At 66.2% G+C, this 21702-nt stretch carries 19 protein-coding genes; 4 read left to right on the top strand and 15 right to left on the bottom strand.

What is annotated here, in order from left to right; translation table 11 throughout:
• Positions 1 to 53: 53 nt before the first annotated feature.
• The gene (recG, locus tag ABJK40_RS17700) at positions 54 to 2192 is read right to left on the bottom strand and encodes an ATP-dependent DNA helicase RecG (RefSeq protein WP_348510356.1); all 2139 of its coding nucleotides are present in this window, start codon (positions 2190 to 2192) and stop codon (positions 54 to 56) included.
• A 19-nt stretch (positions 2193 to 2211) separates the two neighbouring features.
• Positions 2212 to 3924, bottom strand: coding sequence for a DAK2 domain-containing protein (locus ABJK40_RS17695; protein ID WP_348478870.1), 1713 nt, complete (start codon positions 3922 to 3924; stop codon positions 2212 to 2214).
• A 144-nt stretch (positions 3925 to 4068) separates the two neighbouring features.
• On the opposite strand from ABJK40_RS17695, the gene rpmB reads away from it, so the two are divergent.
• The 3 genes from rpmB (at position 4069) to ABJK40_RS17680 (ending at position 6517) form a co-directional block, all read left to right on the top strand.
• The gene (gene rpmB / locus ABJK40_RS17690) at positions 4069 to 4260 is read left to right on the top strand and encodes a 50S ribosomal protein L28 (RefSeq protein ID WP_348478871.1); all 192 of its coding nucleotides are present in this window, start codon (positions 4069 to 4071) and stop codon (positions 4258 to 4260) included.
• Between the two features lie 35 nt (positions 4261 to 4295).
• The gene (locus ABJK40_RS17685; RefSeq protein ID WP_348478872.1) at positions 4296 to 4517 is read left to right on the top strand and encodes a hypothetical protein; all 222 of its coding nucleotides are present in this window, start codon (positions 4296 to 4298) and stop codon (positions 4515 to 4517) included.
• Positions 4518 to 4726: 209 nt separating this feature from the next.
• Positions 4727 to 6517, top strand: a complete 1791-nt coding sequence (locus tag ABJK40_RS17680) for a phosphoenolpyruvate carboxykinase (GTP) (protein ID WP_348478873.1) — start codon at positions 4727 to 4729, stop codon at positions 6515 to 6517.
• 302 nt (positions 6518 to 6819) lie between these two features.
• Here ABJK40_RS17680 and rpmA read toward each other — a convergent pair whose 3' ends face one another.
• From rpmA to ABJK40_RS17665, 3 genes are all read right to left on the bottom strand, one after another.
• A complete protein-coding gene (gene rpmA / locus ABJK40_RS17675) occupies positions 6820 to 7080 on the bottom strand; it encodes a 50S ribosomal protein L27 (protein WP_348479549.1) in 261 nt (86 codons plus the stop codon).
• A 15-nt stretch (positions 7081 to 7095) separates the two neighbouring features.
• On the bottom strand, positions 7096 to 7407 hold the full coding sequence (rplU, locus tag ABJK40_RS17670) for a 50S ribosomal protein L21 (RefSeq protein ID WP_348479548.1): 312 nt from the start codon (positions 7405 to 7407) through the stop codon (positions 7096 to 7098).
• Positions 7408 to 7538: 131 nt separating this feature from the next.
• Positions 7539 to 7745 (bottom strand): hypothetical protein, encoded by a 207-nt coding sequence (locus ABJK40_RS17665; protein WP_348479547.1) that lies wholly within the window; start codon positions 7743 to 7745, stop codon positions 7539 to 7541.
• Positions 7746 to 7912: 167 nt separating this feature from the next.
• Between ABJK40_RS17665 and ABJK40_RS17660 the strand changes: the two genes are divergently transcribed.
• Positions 7913 to 8317 (top strand): VOC family protein, encoded by a 405-nt coding sequence (locus ABJK40_RS17660; RefSeq protein WP_348479546.1) that lies wholly within the window; start codon positions 7913 to 7915, stop codon positions 8315 to 8317.
• A 37-nt stretch (positions 8318 to 8354) separates the two neighbouring features.
• Here the strand turns inward: ABJK40_RS17660 and ABJK40_RS17655 are convergent, their stop codons facing one another.
• The 10 genes from ABJK40_RS17655 to clpX form a co-directional block, all read right to left on the bottom strand.
• Entirely contained in the window at positions 8355 to 10397 is a 2043-nt protein-coding gene (locus ABJK40_RS17655) for an Rne/Rng family ribonuclease (RefSeq protein WP_348510355.1), read from the bottom strand.
• Between the two features lie 280 nt (positions 10398 to 10677).
• A complete protein-coding gene (locus ABJK40_RS17650) occupies positions 10678 to 11835 on the bottom strand; it encodes an FtsW/RodA/SpoVE family cell cycle protein (protein ID WP_348480235.1) in 1158 nt (385 codons plus the stop codon).
• Between the two features lie 73 nt (positions 11836 to 11908).
• Positions 11909 to 14161 (bottom strand): penicillin-binding transpeptidase domain-containing protein, encoded by a 2253-nt coding sequence (locus ABJK40_RS17645; protein WP_348480237.1) that lies wholly within the window; start codon positions 14159 to 14161, stop codon positions 11909 to 11911.
• Positions 14162 to 14297: 136 nt separating this feature from the next.
• Positions 14298 to 14837 carry a hypothetical protein gene (locus ABJK40_RS17640; RefSeq protein WP_348480239.1) on the bottom strand — a complete coding sequence of 180 codons (540 nt, stop codon included), beginning with the start codon at positions 14835 to 14837 and terminating at the stop codon, positions 14298 to 14300.
• A gap of 10 nt (positions 14838 to 14847) precedes the next feature.
• Entirely contained in the window at positions 14848 to 16122 is a 1275-nt protein-coding gene (gene mreC, locus ABJK40_RS17635; RefSeq protein WP_348480240.1) for a rod shape-determining protein MreC, read from the bottom strand.
• 31 nt (positions 16123 to 16153) lie between these two features.
• Positions 16154 to 17188, bottom strand: a complete 1035-nt coding sequence (locus ABJK40_RS17630) for a rod shape-determining protein (RefSeq protein ID WP_348480241.1) — start codon at positions 17186 to 17188, stop codon at positions 16154 to 16156.
• 144 nt (positions 17189 to 17332) lie between these two features.
• A complete protein-coding gene (ndk, locus tag ABJK40_RS17625) occupies positions 17333 to 17743 on the bottom strand; it encodes a nucleoside-diphosphate kinase (protein WP_348480242.1) in 411 nt (136 codons plus the stop codon).
• Between the two features lie 64 nt (positions 17744 to 17807).
• Positions 17808 to 18737, bottom strand: coding sequence for a transposase (locus ABJK40_RS17620; protein ID WP_348480243.1), 930 nt, complete (start codon positions 18735 to 18737; stop codon positions 17808 to 17810).
• 266 nt (positions 18738 to 19003) lie between these two features.
• Positions 19004 to 20293, bottom strand: coding sequence for a folylpolyglutamate synthase/dihydrofolate synthase family protein (locus ABJK40_RS17615; RefSeq protein ID WP_348480244.1), 1290 nt, complete (start codon positions 20291 to 20293; stop codon positions 19004 to 19006).
• 56 nt (positions 20294 to 20349) lie between these two features.
• Positions 20350 to 21630, bottom strand: coding sequence for an ATP-dependent Clp protease ATP-binding subunit ClpX (gene clpX, locus ABJK40_RS17610; RefSeq protein ID WP_348480245.1), 1281 nt, complete (start codon positions 21628 to 21630; stop codon positions 20350 to 20352).
• Positions 21631 to 21702 lie beyond the last annotated feature (72 nt).

The following is a 21702-nucleotide window of genomic DNA, read 5'->3' as shown; positions in this document are numbered from 1 at the left end:
GCTGCGCCGACCCTCGAGCGTCGCCGCCACCGGATTCGCCCTTGCTCGGTGGCTCAGCCCCTGCTGAGGAACGCCTCGTCGCGGTCGCTGAAGATGAGGTCGAGTTCGTCGGCGAGCAGCGGGTGTGTCGCCAGGTCGGGGTCACCGTCGACGATCGCGAACGCCGATGCCCGGGCCTGCTCGACCAGCTTGCGGTCGCGTCGCAACGACGCCAGCTTGAGGTCGCTGCGCCCCTTCTGACTCGTCGACATCAGCGTGCCCTCACCGCGCAGGTCGAGGTCGACCTCGGCGAGTTCGAAGCCGTCCGTCGTGGCGACCAGTGCCTCGATGCGCGGGTTGCCCGCTTCAGGGTCCTCCTCGTTCGGCTGGGTGACGAGCCAGCAGGTCGACGCGTGCTCACCGCGCCCGACGCGACCACGCAGTTGATGCAGCTGCGCGATTCCGAAACGATCGGCGTCGAGGATGGCCATCACCGTCGCGTTCGGCACGTCGACGCCGACCTCGATCACCGTGGTCGCGACGAGCACGTCGGCCCGACCCGACCGGAAACGCTCCATCGCCGCGTGCTTCTCGTCGGGCGGGAGTTGACCGTGCAGCAATTCGAGGCGCAACCCCTTCAACTCGTCGAACGCCAGACGCTGGATCGTCTCCTCGGCCGACGCCACCTCGAGCTTCTCGCTCTCCCCCACCAGCGGACACACCACGTACGCCTGGCGTCCGGCCGCGACCTCGGACCTGATGTCGTTCCACACGCCGGACTCCATCAGCGGGCCGTTCGCCCACATCGTGACGATCGGCGTGCGTCCCGGCGGCAGTTCGTCGAGCACGCTCACGTCGAGGTCGCCGTACACGGTCATGGCCGCGGTACGCGGGATCGGGGTGGCGGTCATCACCAGCGTGTCGGGCATCCGACCGCCGGCCGTCTTGTCTCGCAGTGCCGAGCGCTGCTCCACGCCGAAGCGATGCTGCTCGTCGACGACCACCACTCCGAGGGAGGCGAAGTCGACCTTGTCCTGGATCAGCGCATGGGTGCCGATCGCGATGTCGACCGAACCGTCGGCGATGCCGGCGAGCACCTCCTTGCGCCGCCCGCCCGTGACCTTGTTCGTGAGCAGTTCGATCCTGAGCGGCCGGTCGCCGAACAGGTTGTCGGGGTCGGGGACGGTCACCCCGTCGAGCATCGAGCGCACACTCATCGCGTGTTGTTCGGCGAGCACCTCGGTCGGCGCCATCATCGCACCCTGGTGACGTCCTTCGACCGCCGCGAGCATCGCGGCGATCGCCACGACGGTCTTGCCGGCGCCCACGTCGCCCTGCAACAACCGGTGCATCGGGTGCGGTGCGGCGAGGTCCGCCTCGATCTCGGCGATCGCCCGCGCCTGTGCGCCGGTCAGGTCGTACGGCAGCGCCTCGTAGAAGCGGTCGACGAGCGTGCCGGTCATGACGTGAGCGATGCCTCGCTGGTCGCGTTCCATCGCCCGCTTGCGCAGCACCAGCAGCAACTGGACACGCAGCAGTTCGTCGAAGGCCAGTCGCCGGCGGGCCGATTCCTTCTGCTGCATGTCCTCGGGGAGGTGGATGCCGGCCAACGCGGCGGGCCGGTCGATCATCTTGTTCGAGCGGAGCACGTCGGCCGGAACCGGGTCGGCGATCCCGCGCTCGGCGCAGCGCCGGAGCGTCTCCTCGATCCACCCCGCCATCTCCCACGTGTTGATCTGTGCCTTCTCGCTCTGCGGGTAGATCGGCACGATGCGTCCGGTGCGGTCACCGATCAGATCGACCACCGGGTTCGACATCTGCAGCCCGCCCCGATAGGTGTCGGCCTTGCCGAACAGCGCGATCTGGAGTCCGTCCTGCAGTTGTCGCTCCCGCCACGGCTGGTTGAAGAACACCACGTCCATCCGACCCGACCCGTCGCCGACGTTCACGTTGACCATCGTGCGACGGTTGCGGGTGACGCGTTTGGTGACGGAGCGCACGGTGACGAGCACGAGTGCCTCCTCGCCGGGCACGAGGTCGGCGATACGCGCCTCGTTGCTGCGGTCGACCCACCGGCGCGGGTAGGTGGTGACGAGGTCGAACAGGTTGGTGATGCCGATCCCGGCGAGCGAGGCCTCCTTCTTCGGGCCCACACCCTTCAGCCGGGCGACGGGGATCTCCGCCAGCCCTCGCAACGTGATCGGATCAGCCACGAACACCTCGCCACACGAGCTACTCGACGCCGAAGAGATACGGATAGAGGGGCTGACCGCCGGCGTGGACCTCGACGCCGACTGCGGCGTGGTGATCGCCCAGCCAGCCGGTGATCGAATCGGTCACCGCCGCCGTGGCGCCGTCCCCGGTGATCACGGTGATCAGTTCGGCCTCGTCGCCGACGATCGAATCGAGCAACGCGAAGATCGCGTCGAGCAGGGCCGGCGCGCACGAGACGATGCCTCCGCCCTTCACGATCCCGATCCAGTCGCCCTCGTGGATCTCGCCCACGTCGGCCTTCGTGTCGCGCACGGCCTGGGTGACCTCGCCGGTGGTGACCGAATCGGCCGCCTCGACCATGCGGGCACGGTTGTCCTCGTTCGATGCCTCGGGGTCGTAGACGATGAGGGCGGCGATGCCCTCGGCCATCGACACGGTCGGGACGACCACGACCGACTTCGAGGTCAGGGCATCCACCTGCTCCGCGACCGGGACGATGTTCTTGTTGTTCGGGAGGATGATCACCTGGTCGGCGTTGACGTGCTCGACGGTGTCGAGCAGCTCGGCCGTCGACGGGTTCATCGTCTGGCCGCCGGACACCACGCCCTGCACGCCGAGTTGGGCGAACAACTCGACCATTCCGTCACCGACGCACACCCCGACCACGGCCGTGGTGACCGGGGGGAGCCCCGCCATTCCACCCGCCGGCGCACGACCACCGGTCATCGCGGCCTCACGCATCGCGTGCTCGTCGTCGACCTCCTCGAACAGGTCGCTCACCCTGATCTGCTTGGGTCGTCCCCCCACGTCCAACGCCACTTCGACGGCCGCGCCGATGTCGTTGGTGTGGACGTGACAGTTCCAGATGCCGTCACCGCCCACCACGACGATCGAATCGCCGATCTCGCCCCACCCGGTCTTGAAAGCGTCGATCAGCGGATCGTCGAGGTCCATGAAGTACATGACCTCGTAGCGTTGATCTGCAACGTCGACGACGCCTGCGCCACCGACCTTGCGACTCCCCGAACGGTTCGCTGCGGAGGGCGAGTCGAATGCAGCCGCGACAGCACCGCCGGACCCGTCGTCCTCCTCGGGTTCGGGAAGCGGAACACCGTCGATCACGTGGAGCAGGGCGTCGAGCAGGAGCAGGTACCCCGCGCCGCCCGCATCGACGACGCCTGCCTCCTCGAGCACCGGCAACAGTTCGGGCGTGTGGTCGAGCGACACCTGCCCCGCAGCCCGTGTCGCCCGGGCGACCTCGAGGAGCGTGGCTCCCGCCGTCGCCGACGCCGTCGCTGCATCGGCGCTGTCGCGGACGACGGTGAGGATCGTTCCCTCGATCGGTGTCAGAACGGCCTGGTACGCACCCGCCGACGCCGCCTGCAGCGCCGCTGCGAGCCCGTGTCCGTCGGCGCCCTGCGTCTCGGACTTCAGCGTCGATGCGATACCGCGCAGGACCTGGCTGAGGATCACGCCACTGTTCCCCCGCGCCCCCATCAGCGACCCGTGACTGATCGCATCACACGTCGCCTCGAGGTCGTCTCGCTCCGCTGATTCCATCTCGGCCACGACCGCCTCGAGCGTGCGCGCCATGTTGGTGCCGGTGTCGCCGTCGGGGACCGGGTACACGTTGAGCCGATTCAGCGCACCGGCATGCGCCTTGACGGCGTCACGGAACGTCGACACCACGTTGCGCAACGCTTCGGTGTTGATCCGTTCGAGTGTGGGCACGGGACCGGAGTGTAGGGCGTGCGGTGTCGAGCGGCCCCGCCGCACGGTTGGAGGCACCGATCCCGCCGCTAGCATCTGGTGGCCGTTCAGTTCTGCCCACAGGGGGCAATGAACCGACCATCGCAACACCTGCAGGAGAAGATCATGGCATCGAAGTGTGAAATGTGTGGCAAGGGCCCGTCGTGGGGCATGTCCGTCTCCCACTCGCACCGTCGCACGAAGCGTCGTTGGAACCCGAACATCCAGCGCATCCGGGCGTCGATCAACGGCGGCACCAAGCGCGTCAACGTCTGCACCGGATGCATCAAGTCCGGCAAGGTCGTCAAGGCCGGCTGAGGCCGCCGACGACGATTGCTGCAACGCTGCATTCCATGCAAGGCGTCATCAAGGCATACGACCCCGCCACCGGCGACGGTCTGATCATGTGCGACACCGACTTCGCCGACTACGAGTTGGCGGCCAACGCGCTCGACGGTTCGATCTTCCGGATGCTGCGCCAAGGCCAACGCGTCGTGTTCGACCTCGACGAGGCCGGTCGGGCGACAGGCCTGCACCTCGGATCCGAGGTCGACATGGGCACCCCCGGCCACTGAGTTCGACCCCGATCGGTCCACACGGGGCTGTATCACTGTTTGCGATCGAGACGTACGATCGATCGGTTTTCGTGATGGCTTCATGGGTCTCTGCGATGAAAGCGTTTACATCACGTTCCGCTTTTCATGCCGAGGCCATTCGGTGTTTACGCTGTTGACATCCGTGCACCCTCCGGGTATTCGGACCATCTCAACGGGGAGTCATCGCCATGGCCGCAACCACCACCAATCAACGCCTGCAGCAGTGGGTGGACGAATGGGCGCAGATCATGCAGCCCGACGACGTCTACTGGTGTGACGGCACGGCCGACGAGTACGACCGGCTCGCGCAGACGCTCGTCGACGCCGGCACCTTCACCAAGCTCGACGAGGCGAAGCGGCCCAACAGCTACTGGGCCCACTCCGATCCCGCCGACGTCGCACGCGTCGAGGATCGCACGTTCATCTGTGCCGCGACCGAGGAAGAGGCCGGGCCGAACAACAACTGGCGCGACCCCGACGAGATGCGCGCCGAGATGACGAGCCTGTACACCGGATCCATGAAGGGTCGCACGATGTACGTCGTCCCCTTCTCGATGGGTCCGCTCGGCTCGAAGATCGCGCACATCGGCGTGCAACTCACCGACTCGGCGTACGTCGCCACCAACATGCGGATCATGACCCGCATGGGTCAGGGCGCACTCGACGCCCTCGGCAACGACCAGTGGGTTCCGTGCCTGCACTCCGTGGGCGCCCCGCTCGCCGAGGGCGAGGCCGACGTGCCGTGGCCCTGCGACGCTGAGAACAAGTACATCGTCCACTTCCCCGAGACCCGCGAGATCATGTCGTACGGATCGGGGTACGGCGGCAACGCCCTGCTCGGCAAGAAGTGCTTCGCTCTGCGCATCGCCTCGGTGATGGCCCGTGACGACGGCTGGCTCGCCGAGCACATGCTGATCCTCAAGCTCACGAACCCGCAGGGCGAGTCCAAGTTCATCGCCGGTGCGTTCCCGTCCGCGTGCGGCAAGACCAACCTGGCGATGCTCGTGCCCACGCTTCCGGGCTGGAAGGCCGAGACGATCGGCGACGACATCTGCTGGATGAAGTTCGGCGACGACGGCCAGCTCTACGCCATCAACCCCGAAGCCGGGTTCTTCGGCGTGGCGCCCGGCACCAGTCACGAAACCAACCACAACGCGATGGAGACCCTGTGGGGCAACTCCATCTTCACCAACACCGCTCTCACCGACCAAGGCGACGTGTGGTGGGAGGAGATGACCGAGGAGCCCCCGGCATGCGCCACGGATTGGAAGGGGAACCCCTGGAACCCGGAGATGGAGACGCCTGCGGCCCACCCCAACGCCCGCTTCACGGCTCCCGCGTCGCAGTGCCCGTGCGCAGCACCCGAATGGGAGGACCCGGCCGGCGTGCCGATCTCCGCGATCCTGTTCGGCGGCCGTCGTCGCACGACCGTCCCCTTGGTGACCGAGGCGAACGACTGGGATCACGGTGTGTTCCTGGGTTCGATGATGGCCTCGGAGAAGACTGCGGCGGCCGAGGGTGTCCAGGGCGAGCTGCGGTTCGACCCGATGGCGATGCTGCCGTTCTGCGGCTACAACTACGGCGACTACTTCGCCCACTGGCTGTCGATGAAGGACCGCACCGATGCGTCCAAGTTGCCGAAGATCTTCTTCGTCAACTGGTTCCGGCGTGACGAGGACGGCCGCTTCCTGTGGCCGGGTTTCGGCGAGAACAGCCGTGTCCTGAAGTTCGTGTTCGATCGCTGCAATGGTGAAGGCGAGGTCGTCGACACGGCGATCGGCAAGCTCCCCACCAGGGACTCGCTCGACCTCACCGGTCTCGAGATCGACGACGCCGACCTCGACGCCATCCTGTCGGTCGACACGCAGGGTTGGAAGAACGCGATCCCCCAGATCCGCGACCACTTCGCCCAGTTCGGCGACAAGCTCCCCCACGAGTTGAACGACGCCGTCGACGAGCTCGAGTCCGCCCTCGCCTGACCCCGTTGCCCCACGACTTCGCACCGGCCCCACGGTCGACGTGAGCGACACCCCGCCCCAGAGCGGGGCGATCCTCACGCCACCACACATCCCACCCCCGACGTGAGCCAGACCCCGCCCCAGAACGGGGCGATCCTCACGCCACCACACACCCACCCCCGACGTGAGCCAGACCCCGCCCCAGAGCGGGGCGAACCTCACGTCGGAGGGGGCGCGGTGCACCGGCCCTGGAACGGACGAAGCCCCGGCCTCACGGCCAGGGCTTCGGTCAGTTCTGGTGGCACCGCGAAGGCGCCGGCGTGTCAGGCGTTGTCGAGTTCGAGGACGTCGACGACCTTGCGGCCCTTGCGAGCGCCGAACTTGACGCTGCCGTCGATCGTCGAGAACAGCGTGTCGTCCTTGCCGATCTTGACGTTGTGGCCCGGGTGGAACCGGGTGCCGCGCTGACGGATGATGATCGAGCCCGCGGTGATCTTCTCACCGTCGAACGCCTTCACGCCGAGGCGCTGTGCGTTCGAGTCGCGGCCGTTACGGGTTGACCCGCCACCTTTTGTCTTGGACATGAGTGTCTCCTGGTCTCAGCTCGCCGTGATCGAGGTGATCTCGACCATGTGGTACTTCTGACGATGGCCGTAGCGACGGCGGTACGTCGTGGAGTTCTTGTAGGTGAACCCGTTGATCTTGGGACCCTTGGTCGTAGCGACGATCTTGCCGGCGACCTTGGCGCCCTTGAGTTCGTCGGGGGTGGAGAGCACGGTGTCGCCGTCGACGATCATGACGGGGGTCAGTGCAACAACACTTCCCTCGTCACCATCGAGCAACTCGACTCGGACCTGCTCACCTTGGGCGACTTTTTCTTGCTTGCCGCCTGAAGCGATGACTGCGTACATAGCGACAAGCGATCGTATCGCCCAACTTCCCCACTCCCACCGGGTCGCCCGGGGTCACACGGACCACGCCAGCCGGTGAGTCTCCACCGGCCGCAGGCCGAGGCAGACTCACCGCTGGCGTGTACTGGCGATCAGCAGACCTCGCACGAACCGGTGTCGGCGGCGGGAGCGGCACGGAACTCGACCTTCAGCTTCTTCGAGATCGATCCCGTGGTGACGATCCGCAGCGACTCGGCCATGCCGATCAACTGCGGCGTGATCAGGATCCGGAACTGTTCGTGGCGCAGCCGGCGGTACGGCGCGAGGTTCTTGTTCTTGACGTTGGTGTCGACCGACACCTCTGCGACCTTGCCTCAACCGGTCGGGCGGATGAAGTCGATCGACATCGTGCCGCCCTTCTTCTCCAAGAGCTTCTGCGCCTCGTCGGTGATCTCGATCTCCATGGCCGCAGCGTAGATCTGAGGGCCATCGACACGTCGCGACACATGGTGAAAGACTGGGGAACATGGCGCATACGATCCAGATCACCGTCGACGCGGCCGACCCACGAGGGCTCGGCGCCTTCTGGTGCGAGGTGCTCGGATACCAGGAGCAACCCCCTCCCGACGGCTTCGACGATTGGGATCAGGCCCTCGATGCGATGGGGATCGACCGGTCCGACCCGAATCGAGCCTGTGCGATCGTCGACCCCGACGGTGTCGGGCCACGCGTGTTCTTCCTCAAGGTTCCCGAGGCCAAGACCGCGAAGAACCGGATGCACCTCGACGTCCACACCGATCCCGCTCGACTGCACCTGCGCCGCGATGAACTGGTCGATCTCGGTGCGGTCGTCGTCGAGGAGTTCGACGAGCCCGAGGGCCACTGGATCACCCTGCTCGACCCGGAGGGCAACGAGTTCTGCCTGCAATGATCGCCGACTCTTGCCGACAGCGATCCGATGCCGCGGGTCACTCGAGGAGTGAGTGGTCCACCTTCACACCGCGTCCATCGCAGTCCGGGCAGATCTCGCTGAACTCGGTCAACAGACCCTCCCCGATCCGCTTGCGGGTCATCTCGACGAGGCCCAGTTCACCGATGTCGAACACCTGCGAGCGGGTCTTGTCGCGCGCGAGACCGTCGCGGAGGGCGCCGACGACCTTGGCACGATTCTCACGGATCTCCATGTCGATGAAGTCGATGACGATGATTCCACCGATGTCTCGCAACCGCAGCTGCTTGGCGACTTCGACGGCTGCTTCCATGTTGTTGTGGAAGACCGTCTCCTCGAGGTTCGACTTCCCGACGTTCTTGCCGGTGTTGACGTCGATGACCGTGAGGGCTTCGGTGTGCTCGATGATCAGCGACCCGCCCGAGGGCAGCCAGACCTTGCGGTCGAGGGCCTTGTGGACCTGCTCGTGGACGTGGTGACGTTCGAAGAGCGACAGGCCCTCCTTGTCGGCGTCGTAGAACTCGATGCGGTCGGCCAACTCGGGATTGAACGCCTGGACGTAGTCGCGAACCTCCTCGAAGAGTGCGAAGTCGTCGATCAGGACCCCGCGATAGTCGGTGCTGAACTCCTCGCGGATGACCCTCACGGCCAGTTCGGGTTCGCGTGACAGCAGTGCAGGGCGCTGTGCTTTTGCTGCCTTCTGCTCGATCTGATCCCACTGCTTGAGCAGGATCGTCATGTCGGCCACCAACTCGGCCTCGGTGGCGTTCTCGGCGGCGGTGCGGACGATCAAGCCGTGCTCGTCGGGCTTGACACGGTCGAGGATGTTGCGCAGACGCTTGCGGACGTCGTCGGGCAGGCGCTTGGAGATCCCGTAGGTCTTCGAGTTCGGGATCAGGACGACGAACCGACCGGGAAGCGACACCTCCTGGGTGAGCCGGGCACCCTTGTGCGCGATCGGGTTCTTCGTGACCTGGCACAGGATCAACTGCCGGTTCTTGAGGATGTCCTCGATGCGCGGGTTCTTGCCCTTGACCTCGATGTCGGCCGGGTCGTACTGCACGTCGCCCCGGTAGAGCACGGCATTCTTGGGAGTGGTGATGTCGACGAACGCCGCCTCCATTCCCGGCAGCACGTTCTGGACCTTGCCGACATAGATGTTGCCGTGGATCTGAGCCACGTCATCGGCGGGCCGACTCACGTAGTGCTCGATCAGGTTCCGACCCTCCATGACCGCCACCTGGGCCATTCCCGGGCGCACCTGGACACACATGAAGTAGCGGCCGATCGGCTTGCCGTTTCGCTCGCGGCCCTTCCGCTGCTCGATCAGGGCCTGGTCGTCGAGACCGCTGTCGCGTCCCTTGCCACGGCTCCGACCACGCTTCTTGGCGGGCCCATCCGTCTGGCCCTCTCGAGCACCCTTCTTCGGCGTCGACTGCTTCCCTTCCGCGCCCGATCCGCCTCCCGAACGGCCCTTGCCACCTCGACGTCGACGCTTCGGCCCGTCACCGTCGTCCGCGTCGGCCGGGCGGTCGCGGGCGGGTCCCGGGGGCGGGGCCGACGGGACCGGCATGGTGTCGCCGATCCTCGGCTTGCGCACCAGCGCCCGTTCGGACGCTTCGGCCGACGGCCGTCCTTCGGACATCTTGTCGGGGAGTTCCACGTCGTTGCGGCTGTCGCCGCCCACGGGACCCGCGGCCTCCGCACCGCGCACCCGATCGGGGTCGACGACGCGGTCGGCGGGGACTGCGTCGGACGATTCGGAGGACGAATGCGCGCTCGTACTCTTCGGGGTCGCTGCCCGTTTGGCGACCGCCTTCTTCGCTGCGGCGGGTTCGGCCGGCGCCGTCTTCGATGCAGCCTTCTTCACCGCCGACTTGCGGGTCGCCGCCTTCTTGGCCGGGACCTTCGCGACCGGCGCGTCGTCCGTCGTGGCGTCATCGGGAGCGGCGGACCTGCTCGCAGCGGTCTTCCTGGTCGTGCGCCCGGACGGTGGGGTGGCGTCGGACGTGTGCTCGGCCGCCGCTTCGGTGGCGGAGCCGGTGCTCTGGTCGTTGTCCATGGGTGGTGTCCCTTCTCAGGAGCAGGGCGCGTCGGCGCCGCTCCGTTGCCCGGGTCGGGCCGCACTGCGGGCGGACCCCGGCATTCGTGTTGGTACCGCTGCATCGGCTGATGAGGCGGGTGGTCGGTGCAGACACCACCAGCACCTGGACGCCGGCGTCGGCCGACCAGGGGGTTGATTCGTCGGTGTCGATCACTGGCGCCGCAGCCTACTTGCGCCGACATCTCGGCCGTTGGATGACGCCCGACGTGGGGGCAGTGCAGACATCAGCCGCAACGGGTCAGCGCATCCGTCGCATGTGCACGCTCTGCACCAGACCGAACATCGCGAAGTAGACGATGAGGCCCGAGCCGCCGTAACTGATGAACGGCAGCGGCAGACCCGTGACGGGCATGATCTTGAGGGTCATCCCGACGTTCTGGAAGGTCTGCCACAGCAACATCACGAACACGCCGGCGCACACGTAGGTGCCCAGCAGGTCGCGGGACAGGTGTGCGATGCGCCAGATGCGCACGAGGCAGACGCCGAAGAGGGCGAGCACGGCAGCGCACCCCACGAGCCCGAACTGCTCGCCGATGGCGGCGAACGGGAAGTCGGCCCACATCACCGGAATGTCGCCCTCGTTGGTCAACGGTCCCTTCAACCACCCCTTGCCCCAGAGACCGCCGGTCCCGAGCGCTCGCATGGCGTTGTCGGCCTGATAGGTGTCGCTCGCGTCGACCGCTTCGGGACTCACCAACGCTCGGATCCGTGCGATCTGGTAGGTGTTCACGATGCGACCGACGAAGGCCGCAGCGACGGTGGCGATCGAGAGCAGCGAGATCAGGAAGATGTAGCGCAGCTTCGCGCCCGCCACCAGAAGAACGCCCATCGCGATCGACACGATGACGGATCCCGAGCCGAGATCCGGCTGGAGGATCACGATGACCGCCGGAAGTCCGACGATGAGCAGGCCTCCCAGGAAACGGGCGTAGGACACCTCGTCGCTGCGCTCCTCGGCGAGGAACGCAGCGAGCATCAGAAGAGTGGTGAACTTGGCGAGTTCGGCAGGTTGGACGTTGATCGGGCCGACGTCGAAGTACAGCAGGTCCTCGCCGCTCGCGATGGCGAGTCCGAACAGGAACACGAGGCTCACGATGGTGAGGATGTACAACGAGCGCGACCGCTCCTTCCAGAACTCGTAGTCGGCGCTCATCACCACGACCATCACCACGAAGCCGATGATCGCGAACACGACCTGGCGGGTGGCGTACTGGAACTCGTCGTCGAATCCGGGCCGCGCCCACGTTGTCGAGAAGACGACGAAGCAACCGATGACCGTGAGCAGGATCTGTGCTCCCATCAGGACCCAGTCGATGTTGCGCCTGGGGTCGGCGGGGCTCGCCTTGATGTTGCCGAGCCCGGAGTCGGGCTTGCGCGTGAGGAACGATGCGGTCATGGCCGACCACCACCGTAGACGGTGGGGGTCGGCGCCACGGCCGGGACGGAGCGGGTCGGATTGCTCCCGATCATCACTCGGTCGAACGCTGCTGCGAGAAGCGGCCGGCGAAGCACGCCTGGTCGGTGAGGTTCTTCGGCGGTGCTGCGACGAGGACGTCGGTGTCGAGCGGATCGGACAGCACCACCTCGTCGGCGGGGGCGATCCCCGACAGCTGCAGGAAGATGCACTTCACGACCGGCCCGGCAGCCTGTGATCCGTATCCGGCCTTCTCGAGGTAGGCACTCACCGTGAACGGGCGCTCGGGGTCGACGGAGAACGCACCGAACGCCGAGGAGTCGTTCCACGGATAGTTCTCGGCGCCCTGCGCCGTACCGGTCTTGCCGGCGACGGGAATGGCGGCGTCCGGGTACCCGAAGAAGAGGTTCTCGCCCGTGGTGGAGTGGTAGTAGTCGCTGGTCGTGCCGGGGCCGGTGATCACCCGGCGCAGGCCGCGGACGATCTCGCCACCGATCTCCTCCGACATCGGGACCTGGCGCACGAGGTCGCCACGCAGGTTCGGGTCCTCTGCGAACACGCCCTGAGAGATGTCGGCGAATCCGGGCTCGGCGGCGTCGGGAACGCCGGGTTGGTAGATGGCCTTGATGATCTCGGGCCGCAGCACGAATCCGCCGTTGGCGAGCGTCGAGTACCCGGTTGCCAACTGCAGTGGCGACGCCGACAGCAGACCCTGCCCGATCGCCAACTGGACGTTGTCTCCCGAGTAGTAGTCCCGGCCCTCGTCCTCGGAGATCACACCGAGTTCGGCGTAGCGCGCCTTGAGTTCCTTGTCGGGCACGGTTCCGTCGAACTCGAACGGCAGATCGATGCCCGTGTCGGCACCGAACCCGAACAACCGCAACTCCTCCTGGAGCACCGGCTTGTTGTCGTTCTGGAACATCATCTGTTCGCCGATGCGGTAGAAGAACGCGTCGCTCGACACCGCCAGAGCCGTCTCCACGTCGACGGGCCCGTAGACGCACGGACGGCCCGTTCCCGAGCACGTGGCGTTCTTGAACACGCAACGCACGAGACCCGAGTCGCACCTGTTCTGATCGATCGTGTCGACCATTCGGTACGTGCCCTCGTCGACGTAGTACTCGTTCACGTCGAGCAGGCCCGTGTGCAGTGCGGCGTATGCGACGAACGGTTTGAAGGTCGATCCGAGGTTGTACCGACCCTGGATGGCTCGGTTGACCAGCGTGGACCGATCGGGGTCGGTCTTCACGCTCTCGGGGATGACCTCACCGTTCTCGTCGAACTCGAGAGCACTGACGTCGGTGGCGTCGAACACCTCCTCGAAGACTCCGCCTCCGAGGTCGGACTCGAACCAGCGATTGTCGAAGGTCGGGTAGCTCGCCAGGGCGACGATGTGGCCGTTGTCGTGGTTCTGGACCACGACGGCTCCGGCCGGCGCCTTGTACGGCACCTCTTCGGGGAAGTCGGTGAAGTAGCGCTCCTCGAAGTTCGTCTCGGGGTCGAGCCCGTTCGTGGCCACCTCGGCCTGGCGCAACCTGAGCTGTGATTCGAGGGCCTGTTCCGCGTACTGCTGCTGGTCGAGGTCGATCGTGAGCTGGATGTCCTTGCCGTTGACCGCCGGCACCTCCTCGATCACCCGCACGATGCGACTCGATTTGTCGACTTCGTAGACGACGTACCCGGGTGTGCCGTGCAACTCCTCCTCCATGGAGAGTTCGATCCCGAACTTCCCCACGCGTTCGATCAGCTCGTATCCACGATCGAGGTACTGGTCCTTGGTCTCGGCCGTGATCCGGCCCATGTATCCCACGACGTGGCTGGCGAGTGGCGCGTACGGGTAGACGCGCCGTGAGAGCTCGAGGATCTGCACCCCCGGGAAGTCCTCGACGCGCTCGCGCAGGGCAATCGCCGTGGGTTCGTCGACGTCGTCGGCGACCGGGAGCGGCATCAGCGTGCTGTAGATCCCACTGTCGAACCGCGCTTCCATCTCCTCCACGGGGACGTCGACCCAGCCCGACAGCCGGCGGAAGATCTCGGCGCGATCGTCCGAGCGTCGGACGTAGTCCCAGTCGACGCCCACGGTGAGGACCCGTTCGTTGTCGGCGAGGATGCGGCCCTCGGCGTCGAAGATCCGTCCACGCTCGGGGAGCAGCGGACGGGTCTGACGCTTCGTGGTGTCGACCTGTTCCTGGAGTGTCGACTGCTCGACGGTCTGGAGGAACCACAGCCGTGCCCCGACCAGACCGAACAACATCGTGCCCACGAGTGCGAGCACGCCGAGGCGCGTCGAGCGTTTGTCCAGGGCCATCCGGACAGTCTGCCTGTCACACAACCGCAATGTGGGGCATGGGCGGAAACTTCGTCGTGGCACTGATCACGGGAACCGAACGGTCCGCTCGGGGATCGCCTGGGGTGTCTCGAACGGCCCACGCCGGTGAACGGTCTCAGACGGGCGGGAGATCGGTGGGAGCAGTCCATTCGGGTCCGCGGATCCGCAGACACCAGCGTCCGAGAGGCACGAGCACCGGGCTCATCAACATGGCCGCGATCGCGACGATCGCCACGATCTTGGGCATCTCCGACGGCCACGGATTCTCCTCCCCGATGAAGATCCGCACCACCGGAAGCATCGCCTCGCCGACCGCCGAGCCGATGGCGACGAAGATCGCGTGGAGCCACCACTGAGGGTCGGCTGCGATCAACGCGAGAAGTCCGGCGACGACCCCGGCGAGCGTGAACGCGATCGCCGTCGACCCCACCGGAGTGCCCTCTGCCAGGTCGTACATGATGCCCAGCGTGAATCCTGCGACCGCTCCTCGCTCCGACCCTCCGGCCGCACCGGCGGCGGCGACGAGCGCCAGCACGACCTGGACGACGACGCCCGACACCTGGATCTCGATGAACACGGTTCGCTGCAGAGCCAGCATCACCATGCCGACGGGGATCAGTCGGATCAGCGAGCTGCGAACGATCGCCGCGAGCATCGGCGACCGGTCACTCCCCTGCTTCCGACAGCGGCCGGAAGAGCACGACGCGGACGAAGTTCAACTTGTCCAGGTCGGCGTTCAGTTCGATCTCCAGGAGCGGACCCGCCACGCCGGGACGGTCGGCACGGTTGATCACGCGACCGACGGGGATGTTCGGCGGTGCCGGGCTGTCGGACGGACCGGCCGTCTCGACGAGGTCACCCTCCTCGAGCACGGCAAGCGACGGGATGTCCTGGAGGAAGCGGATCTGGGTCAGCTTGCCTGCGCCACGACCTTCGAGGACGCCGAACTCCTTCTCGAGTTGTTCGGGAATCAGCTCGACGATCGTGGTCGTCGTGGTCTCGGTGGGTTCGACCGGGTTGCCCTCGGCATCGGTGGTCGGCGGTTCGTCCTCGTCGGGGATCACCGCGGGCGGAAGATCCACGACGTCGGGCGACACGACACCCGGCTCGGGCAGGTCACCGGCCTGGGGAAGGTCGGGATCGGTTTGCTCGAAGACGTCGGCCGGCGTCGTCCCGCCGGGGGCGTCGGACTCGTCGGCGACCGTGTCGGTGGGATCGACCTCGACCGACGTGTCGGACGGAACGGAGTCCGGCGCGTTCGCGGCGTCGACCTCGTCCTGCGCCAACTGCTCGTTCTCCTCGGGCGTATTCCCGGACGGGGTCGTGCCGGAGGTCGCCGCGTCGTCGAGCGATCCGTCGTCGAGCGAACTCGTCTCGCCCGTGCCGCCGAGGATCTCGACGGCGATCGAGTAACGCGGGTCGGTCACGAGCATCACGATCGACGTGGTCGTGCTGACCCGGGTGATCTTGCCGATCAGTCCGGCCTGGTTGACGACCGGCATGCCCACGGCGATCCCGTCGTTGCTCCCCTTGTTGATCTCGACGGTCTGGTCGATGTTGTTCGTCGCCCCGCCGACGACCTGTGCCGTGGCGGTTGGGAATCCAGCGAGGGACGGCAGGTTCTCGAACGCGAGCAGGAGGTTGTAGTCGATGATGCTCGCCTCGGCGGCCGCCTGTGTACCGCGCTGACGGTCGATCTGATCGAGCAACACCTGGTTCTCGGTGACCAGATCGTCGTAGTTGTTGTAGGCGTTCCAGCCGCGTTGGACCGGGTTGGTCACGACGTCGGCAGCCCGTTCGACCGGTGACATCGCCTGCGAGAACCCGTCACGCACCGTGTCGAGGACCGGGTTGCCACGCAGATCGAGGGTGAGCAGGAGCACTGCGGTGAGGAGCAGCGAGATGATGACGCGGCGGCGACCGACGGTGTAGATGGCCATGATGTGAGAGGGACCCCGTGACGGGGTCGGGTCAGTCTTCGCCGCCCATCGACATGAGGCCGCGCATCGCGTCGATGTTCTCGAGGGCGCGACCGGAGCCGATCACGACGCTGTACAGCGGTTCGTGGGCGATCTTGATCGGCATGCCGGTCTCGTGGGTGAGTCGTTCGTCGAGGCCGCCGATGAGTGCGCCGCCACCGGTGATGGTGATGCCGTCCTCCATGATGTCGGCTGCGAGTTCCGGAGGGGTCTTGTCGAGTGTGGTCTTCACGGCGTCCACGATGGCAGAGATCGGCTCGGCCAGGGATTCACGGACGTGTTCGGTGGTCAGTTGGATCGTGCGAGGCAGACCCGAGATCAGGTCGCGTCCGCGGATGTCGGCGGTGAGTTCCTCCTCCAGCGGCCAGGCCGAGCCCATCTGGATCTTGATCTCCTCGGCGGTGCGTTCACCGATCGCGAGCGAGAACTCCTTCTTCACGTACTGCAACACCGCTTCGTCGAGTTCGTCGCCCGCGACGCGCACGGACTGGGCCGTGACGATGCCTCCGAGCGAGATGACCGCGACCTCGGTCGTGCCACCACCGATGTCGACGATCATGTTTCCCGACGGCTCGTGGACCGGGAGGTCGGCGCCGATCGCAGCGGCCATCGGCTCTTCGATGATGTGCACCGGCTTGCGCGCGCCCGCGTACTCGGCGGCGTCCTGCACGGCTCGCTGCTCCACGCCGGTGATGCCCGACGGGACGCAGATGACCATGCGGGGCTTGGACCACTTCGAGGCGTGCACCTTCTGGATGAAGTAGCGCAACATCTTCTCGCACACCTCGAAGTCGGCGATGACGCCGTCCTTCAACGGGCGGATCGCCTTGATGTGGTTCGGCGTGCGACCCATCATCCGCTTCGCTTCGAGGCCCACGGCGACGGGGCGGCCGTCGTTGACGTTGATCGCCACGACGGACGGTTCGTCGAGCACGACGCCCTGACCGCGCACGTAGATGAGGGTGTTGGCAGTACCGAGGTCGATGGCGAGGTCACGCCCCAGACTGAGTGGGTTGTTGCGGGCCATGTACTGGCCGTCCCTTCGCGAGCTGTGTGGTCAGGTCGTGACGGGCGATCCCAACGATGCTGCGCCCTGCCTGAATGCCGAAATCCAGATGATGTCCGAATCTAGTGGGACCCGACGGAAGCGTTGCCCCGTCCGGTCCGAATGTTACAGATTCGGGAAGAAGATCCCGATTTCGCGTGTGGCGGAGTCGAGCGAGTCGCTGCCGTGGACCAGGTTCTCCGTGAAGAGGATGCCCAGGTCGCCGCGGATCGTGCCGGGTGCTGCGTCGCGCGGGTTGGTCGCACCCATCATGTTGCGCACCACCTGCCACGTGTCCTCCGGACCCTCGACGACCATCGCCACGACCGGTCCGCGGCTCATGAACTCCACGAGTTCGCCGTAGAAGCCCTTGCCGACGTGCTCCTCGTAGTGCTTCGCGAGGGTGTCGGCGTCGAGCTGGCGCAGTTCCATCGCGACGATGTCGAGGTTCTTCGCCTCGAAACGCGAGATCACCTCGCCGGCGAGCTTGCGCTCCACCGTGTCGGGCTTCAACAGGACGAGTGTGCGATCAGACATGGCCCTGCACGCTACCGATGCATCCGGTTCGTCAGACACCGATGCAATCGGTGTCAGACGTCGTTCACCCGGCTGTCGACATCGGGCCGATCCGGGTGATCGGTGTCGCGATCGGTGTCGGTGTCGCGATCGGTGTCAGACGTCGTTCACCCGGTCCCGAGCCGCGGACTCGATCCGTCTGGAGGATTTCGAGGACCCGGTCACGAAAGCCAGCGAGATCATGCCGTTGTTCGACGAGCGCACGGGCGGCGGCCAACCGGCGTCGCCGACTGCGTTCGTTCGCGTCGTGCGGGTAGAGGTCGCTGAGCTCGGTTCCAGCGATGTCATGACCGACGATCTCGACGATTCGCCTCACGTCTGCACGCGAGTGCACGTCGGGCCCTGGGGCACAGGCGAGTTGCGCCGCGAGAGCGATCGACTCGATGTCGCATGTCAGATCGGCAACTCCGGACTCGGAACCCTTGGCGGCAGGGTCGACGAAGCGGAGAAACGTCGAGGGGTCCGGGCCGAAACGCTCGTGGACGTAGTCGGTGCACAGCCATGGGAACCGAGCCCTGTCGACGGCGCCTGACAGACCGGACCATGGATAGTCGATGAGCGGCCGACTCCAACCGAGATCGCGCGGGTTGGCGTTGATGTATCGGAAGAGCCAGTCCAGATGACTCTCACGTACGACGAGTACCGAGTGGAATCGACCCCGGAAGATCGCCCCGTCGACGCCTCTCCTCACATTCACCGCCTTCGTGAACGTCGACATCAGCCACTGCATCGCCGACGACAGGGCACTGTCACGTGAACGAACGAGGAGGTGGAGGTGATTCCCCATGAGGCAGAACGCATGCACCTCGATCCCGAATCGAGCGTCGAGATCCCCGATCAATCCGAGTGCCAGCAGCCGATCCTCGTCGTCGCGGAACACGAGTCGACGTCCCGCTCCGCGATGCATCACGTGGTGCCAGGCACCGGGTCCGTCTCGTCTCGCTGGTCTGCCCATACGCCACATCATGACGAGGGGGTACTCCACGGTTGACGAGGTCGGTGTGGACCGCAGGTGATCGACGTCTCGGTGATCGACGTCTGACACCGATGGCCGCGATGGCCGCACGGTTGACGAGGTCGGTGTGGACCGCGGGTGATCGACGTCTGACACCGATTGCCGCACGGGTGGTGCCTTCGGGGTGCGGGTGATCGGTGTCGGACACCGGTGCTCCCACGCAGCTCGAGACCGCGCTGGCGTCATCGGCTCCCGGACTCAGGCGTTCAGTTGGCGCGGCGGAGCAGGGTGGGGCGGGCGGCGCCGGCGGTGTAGAGGCTGCCGGTCACGAGGATGGCGTCGTCACCATCGGCGTACTCCAAGGCGCGGAGGCACGCGGACTCCACGGTGTCGAACACGACGACGTTGTCGCAACCGAGCTCGTCCGCGGCGCGGGCGATATCGGACGCCGCGACCGCCCGAGGGGTCGGTGCCGTGGCCACCAGCACGAGATCGAACTCGTCGGCACGCAGGGCCGCGAGCATCTCGGCGGGATCGCGGAGGGTGCCCACGACGAGGATCCTGCGACCCTCCGGATGGAAGTCCCCGAAGAACACCTCGGCACACGCGTCGGCGCCGAACGGGTTGTGCGCACCGTCGAGGATCGTCAACGGTTGACGGCCGAGGATCTCGAAGCGCGCCGGCATCACGACCTCGCCGAAACCTTCGTGGACGACGTCCTCGGGGAGCGGCGCCGCGAAGAAGGTCTCGACCGCCGCCAACGCAACCGCTGCGTTATCGCCCTGGTGTGCGCCGTTCAGAGGCAGGAACACGTCGGTGTAGATCGTGGTCGGGGTGCGCAGGTCGAGCAGTCGGCCGTTGACCGCCAGCGCGTTGCTGGTGACGGCGAAGTCGTCACCGCGCACCAGCGATGCCGCTCCCCCGGCCTGTTCGAAGATCTGGATCAGTTCGGGCCTCGTCTCACCGATGATCACCGCGCTTCCCGGCTTGACGATGCCCGACTTCTCCCGGGCGACGTCCTCGAGCGACGGTCCGGCGAACTCGTTGTGGTCCATTCCGATGTTGGTCACCACGGCGACCTGCGACTGCACGATGTTGGTGGCATCCCACCGACCGAGCAATCCGACCTCGACCACCATCACGTCGACCGCGATGTCGGCGAACCAGCGGAACGCGGCTGCCGTGAGGATCTCGAAGTACCCCGGGTCCTGACCGACGAGCGGCGCCACCTCGGCGACCGCCTGGATCTGCTCGGCGAGTTCCTCCTCGGTGATCGACTCGCCGTTGCGACGGAATCGCTCGGTCACCGACTCGAGATGCGGGCTCGTGTAGGTCCCGACCGTCAGACCCTGCGCAGCGAGCAGCCGCGAGATCATCTGGACCGTCGAACCCTTGCCGTTGGTTCCGGTGACGTGGATGACCGGGGCGCTCAGGTGCGGATCGCCGAGCGCCCCGCAGATGGCCAGGATCGGCTCGATCGACGGCGAGTCGATCCGGCCCGTCTTCTGATACGACATGTGCTCGTCGAGATACGCGAGCGCGGCCTGGTAGTCCATGATGTCCTGTCGGAGGTGGGGGTGTCCGTGCTGGTGTCCGGCACCGCGAGGGACGGTCAGGAGGCGGCTTTGCGCTGGCGGGGCACCTTGCGGGGGACGAGCGTCGGGATGACCTTGTCGGTCACCGACTCGGCGTCGATGACGACCTTGCCGATGTCGTTGCGGCCCGGGAGGTCGTACATGGTCTCGAGCAGGACCTCTTCGAGGATCGCCCGCAAACCGCGGGCTCCCGTCGCCCGCAGCAGCGCCTGATCGGCGATGGCCGACAGACCGTCCTCGGTGAACTCCAATTCGACGTCTTCGAAGCTGAAGATCTTCTCGTACTGCTTGACCAGGCTGTTCTTGGGCTCGGTGAGGATCGACACCAGCGCTTCCTTGTCCAGGCTGCGCACGGCACCCACCATCGGAAGCCGGCCGATGAACTCGGGAATCATCCCGAACTTCACGAGGTCCTCCGGAAGCACCTGTGCGAAGAGTGCGCCGGGGTCGCGGTCGACGTGGCTGCGCACGGTGTGGTTGAAGCCGACACCCTTCTGACCGATCCGGTTCTCGATGATGTCGTCGAGACCGGCGAACGCACCGCCCAGGATGAACAACACGTTGGTGGTGTCGATCTGGATGAACTCCTGGTGCGGGTGCTTGCGTCCGCCCTGCGGTGGAACCGACGCCTGCGTGCCCTCGAGGATCTTCAGCAGCGCCTGCTGCACTCCCTCACCCGAGACGTCGCGGGTGATGGAGGGGTTCTCGCTCTTGCGCGCGACCTTGTCGATCTCGTCGATGTACACGATGCCCGTCTCGGCTCGCTTCACGTCGAAATCGGCAGCCTGGATGAGCTTGAGCAGGATGTTCTCGACGTCCTCGCCGACGTAGCCGGCCTCGGTGAGGGCCGTGGCGTCGGCAACGGCGAACGGCACGTTGAGTTGGCGGGCCAGTGTCTGTGCGAGATGGGTCTTGCCGCAGCCGGTGGGGCCGAGCAGGAGGATGTTCGACTTGGACAGTTCGACCTCGTCGCGCCGACCGACCGTCGACTCGTTGTCGGCCTGGTGCTGGATGCGGCGGTAGTGGTTGTACACCGCCACGGAGAGGATCTTCTTCGCGTCGTCCTGGCCCACCACGTAGTCGTCGAGGAACGCTCGGACCTCACGCGGGTTCGGGAGCGACTCGAAGTTGACGTCGGCGGTCTCGGTCAACTCCTCTTCGATGATCTCGTTGCAGAGGTCGATGCACTCGTCGCAGATGTACACGCCCGGGCCGGCGATCAACTTCTTGACCTGCTTCTGGGACTTGCCGCAGAAGGAGCACTTGAGGAGTTCCCCGGTGTCGCCGAATTTCGCCACTGTCGATTCTCCTCACATCGTCTTTCGTCGTTCCGTGCCCCGACACGAACGACTGTCCATCATGCAACATCC

Source organism: Ilumatobacter sp., assembly GCF_039969435.1.
Classification (GTDB): Bacteria; Actinomycetota; Acidimicrobiia; order Acidimicrobiales; family Ilumatobacteraceae; genus Ilumatobacter_A.
Note: the sequence above shows the minus strand (reverse complement) of the source record. Positions and strands in the feature narration are given on the sequence as shown.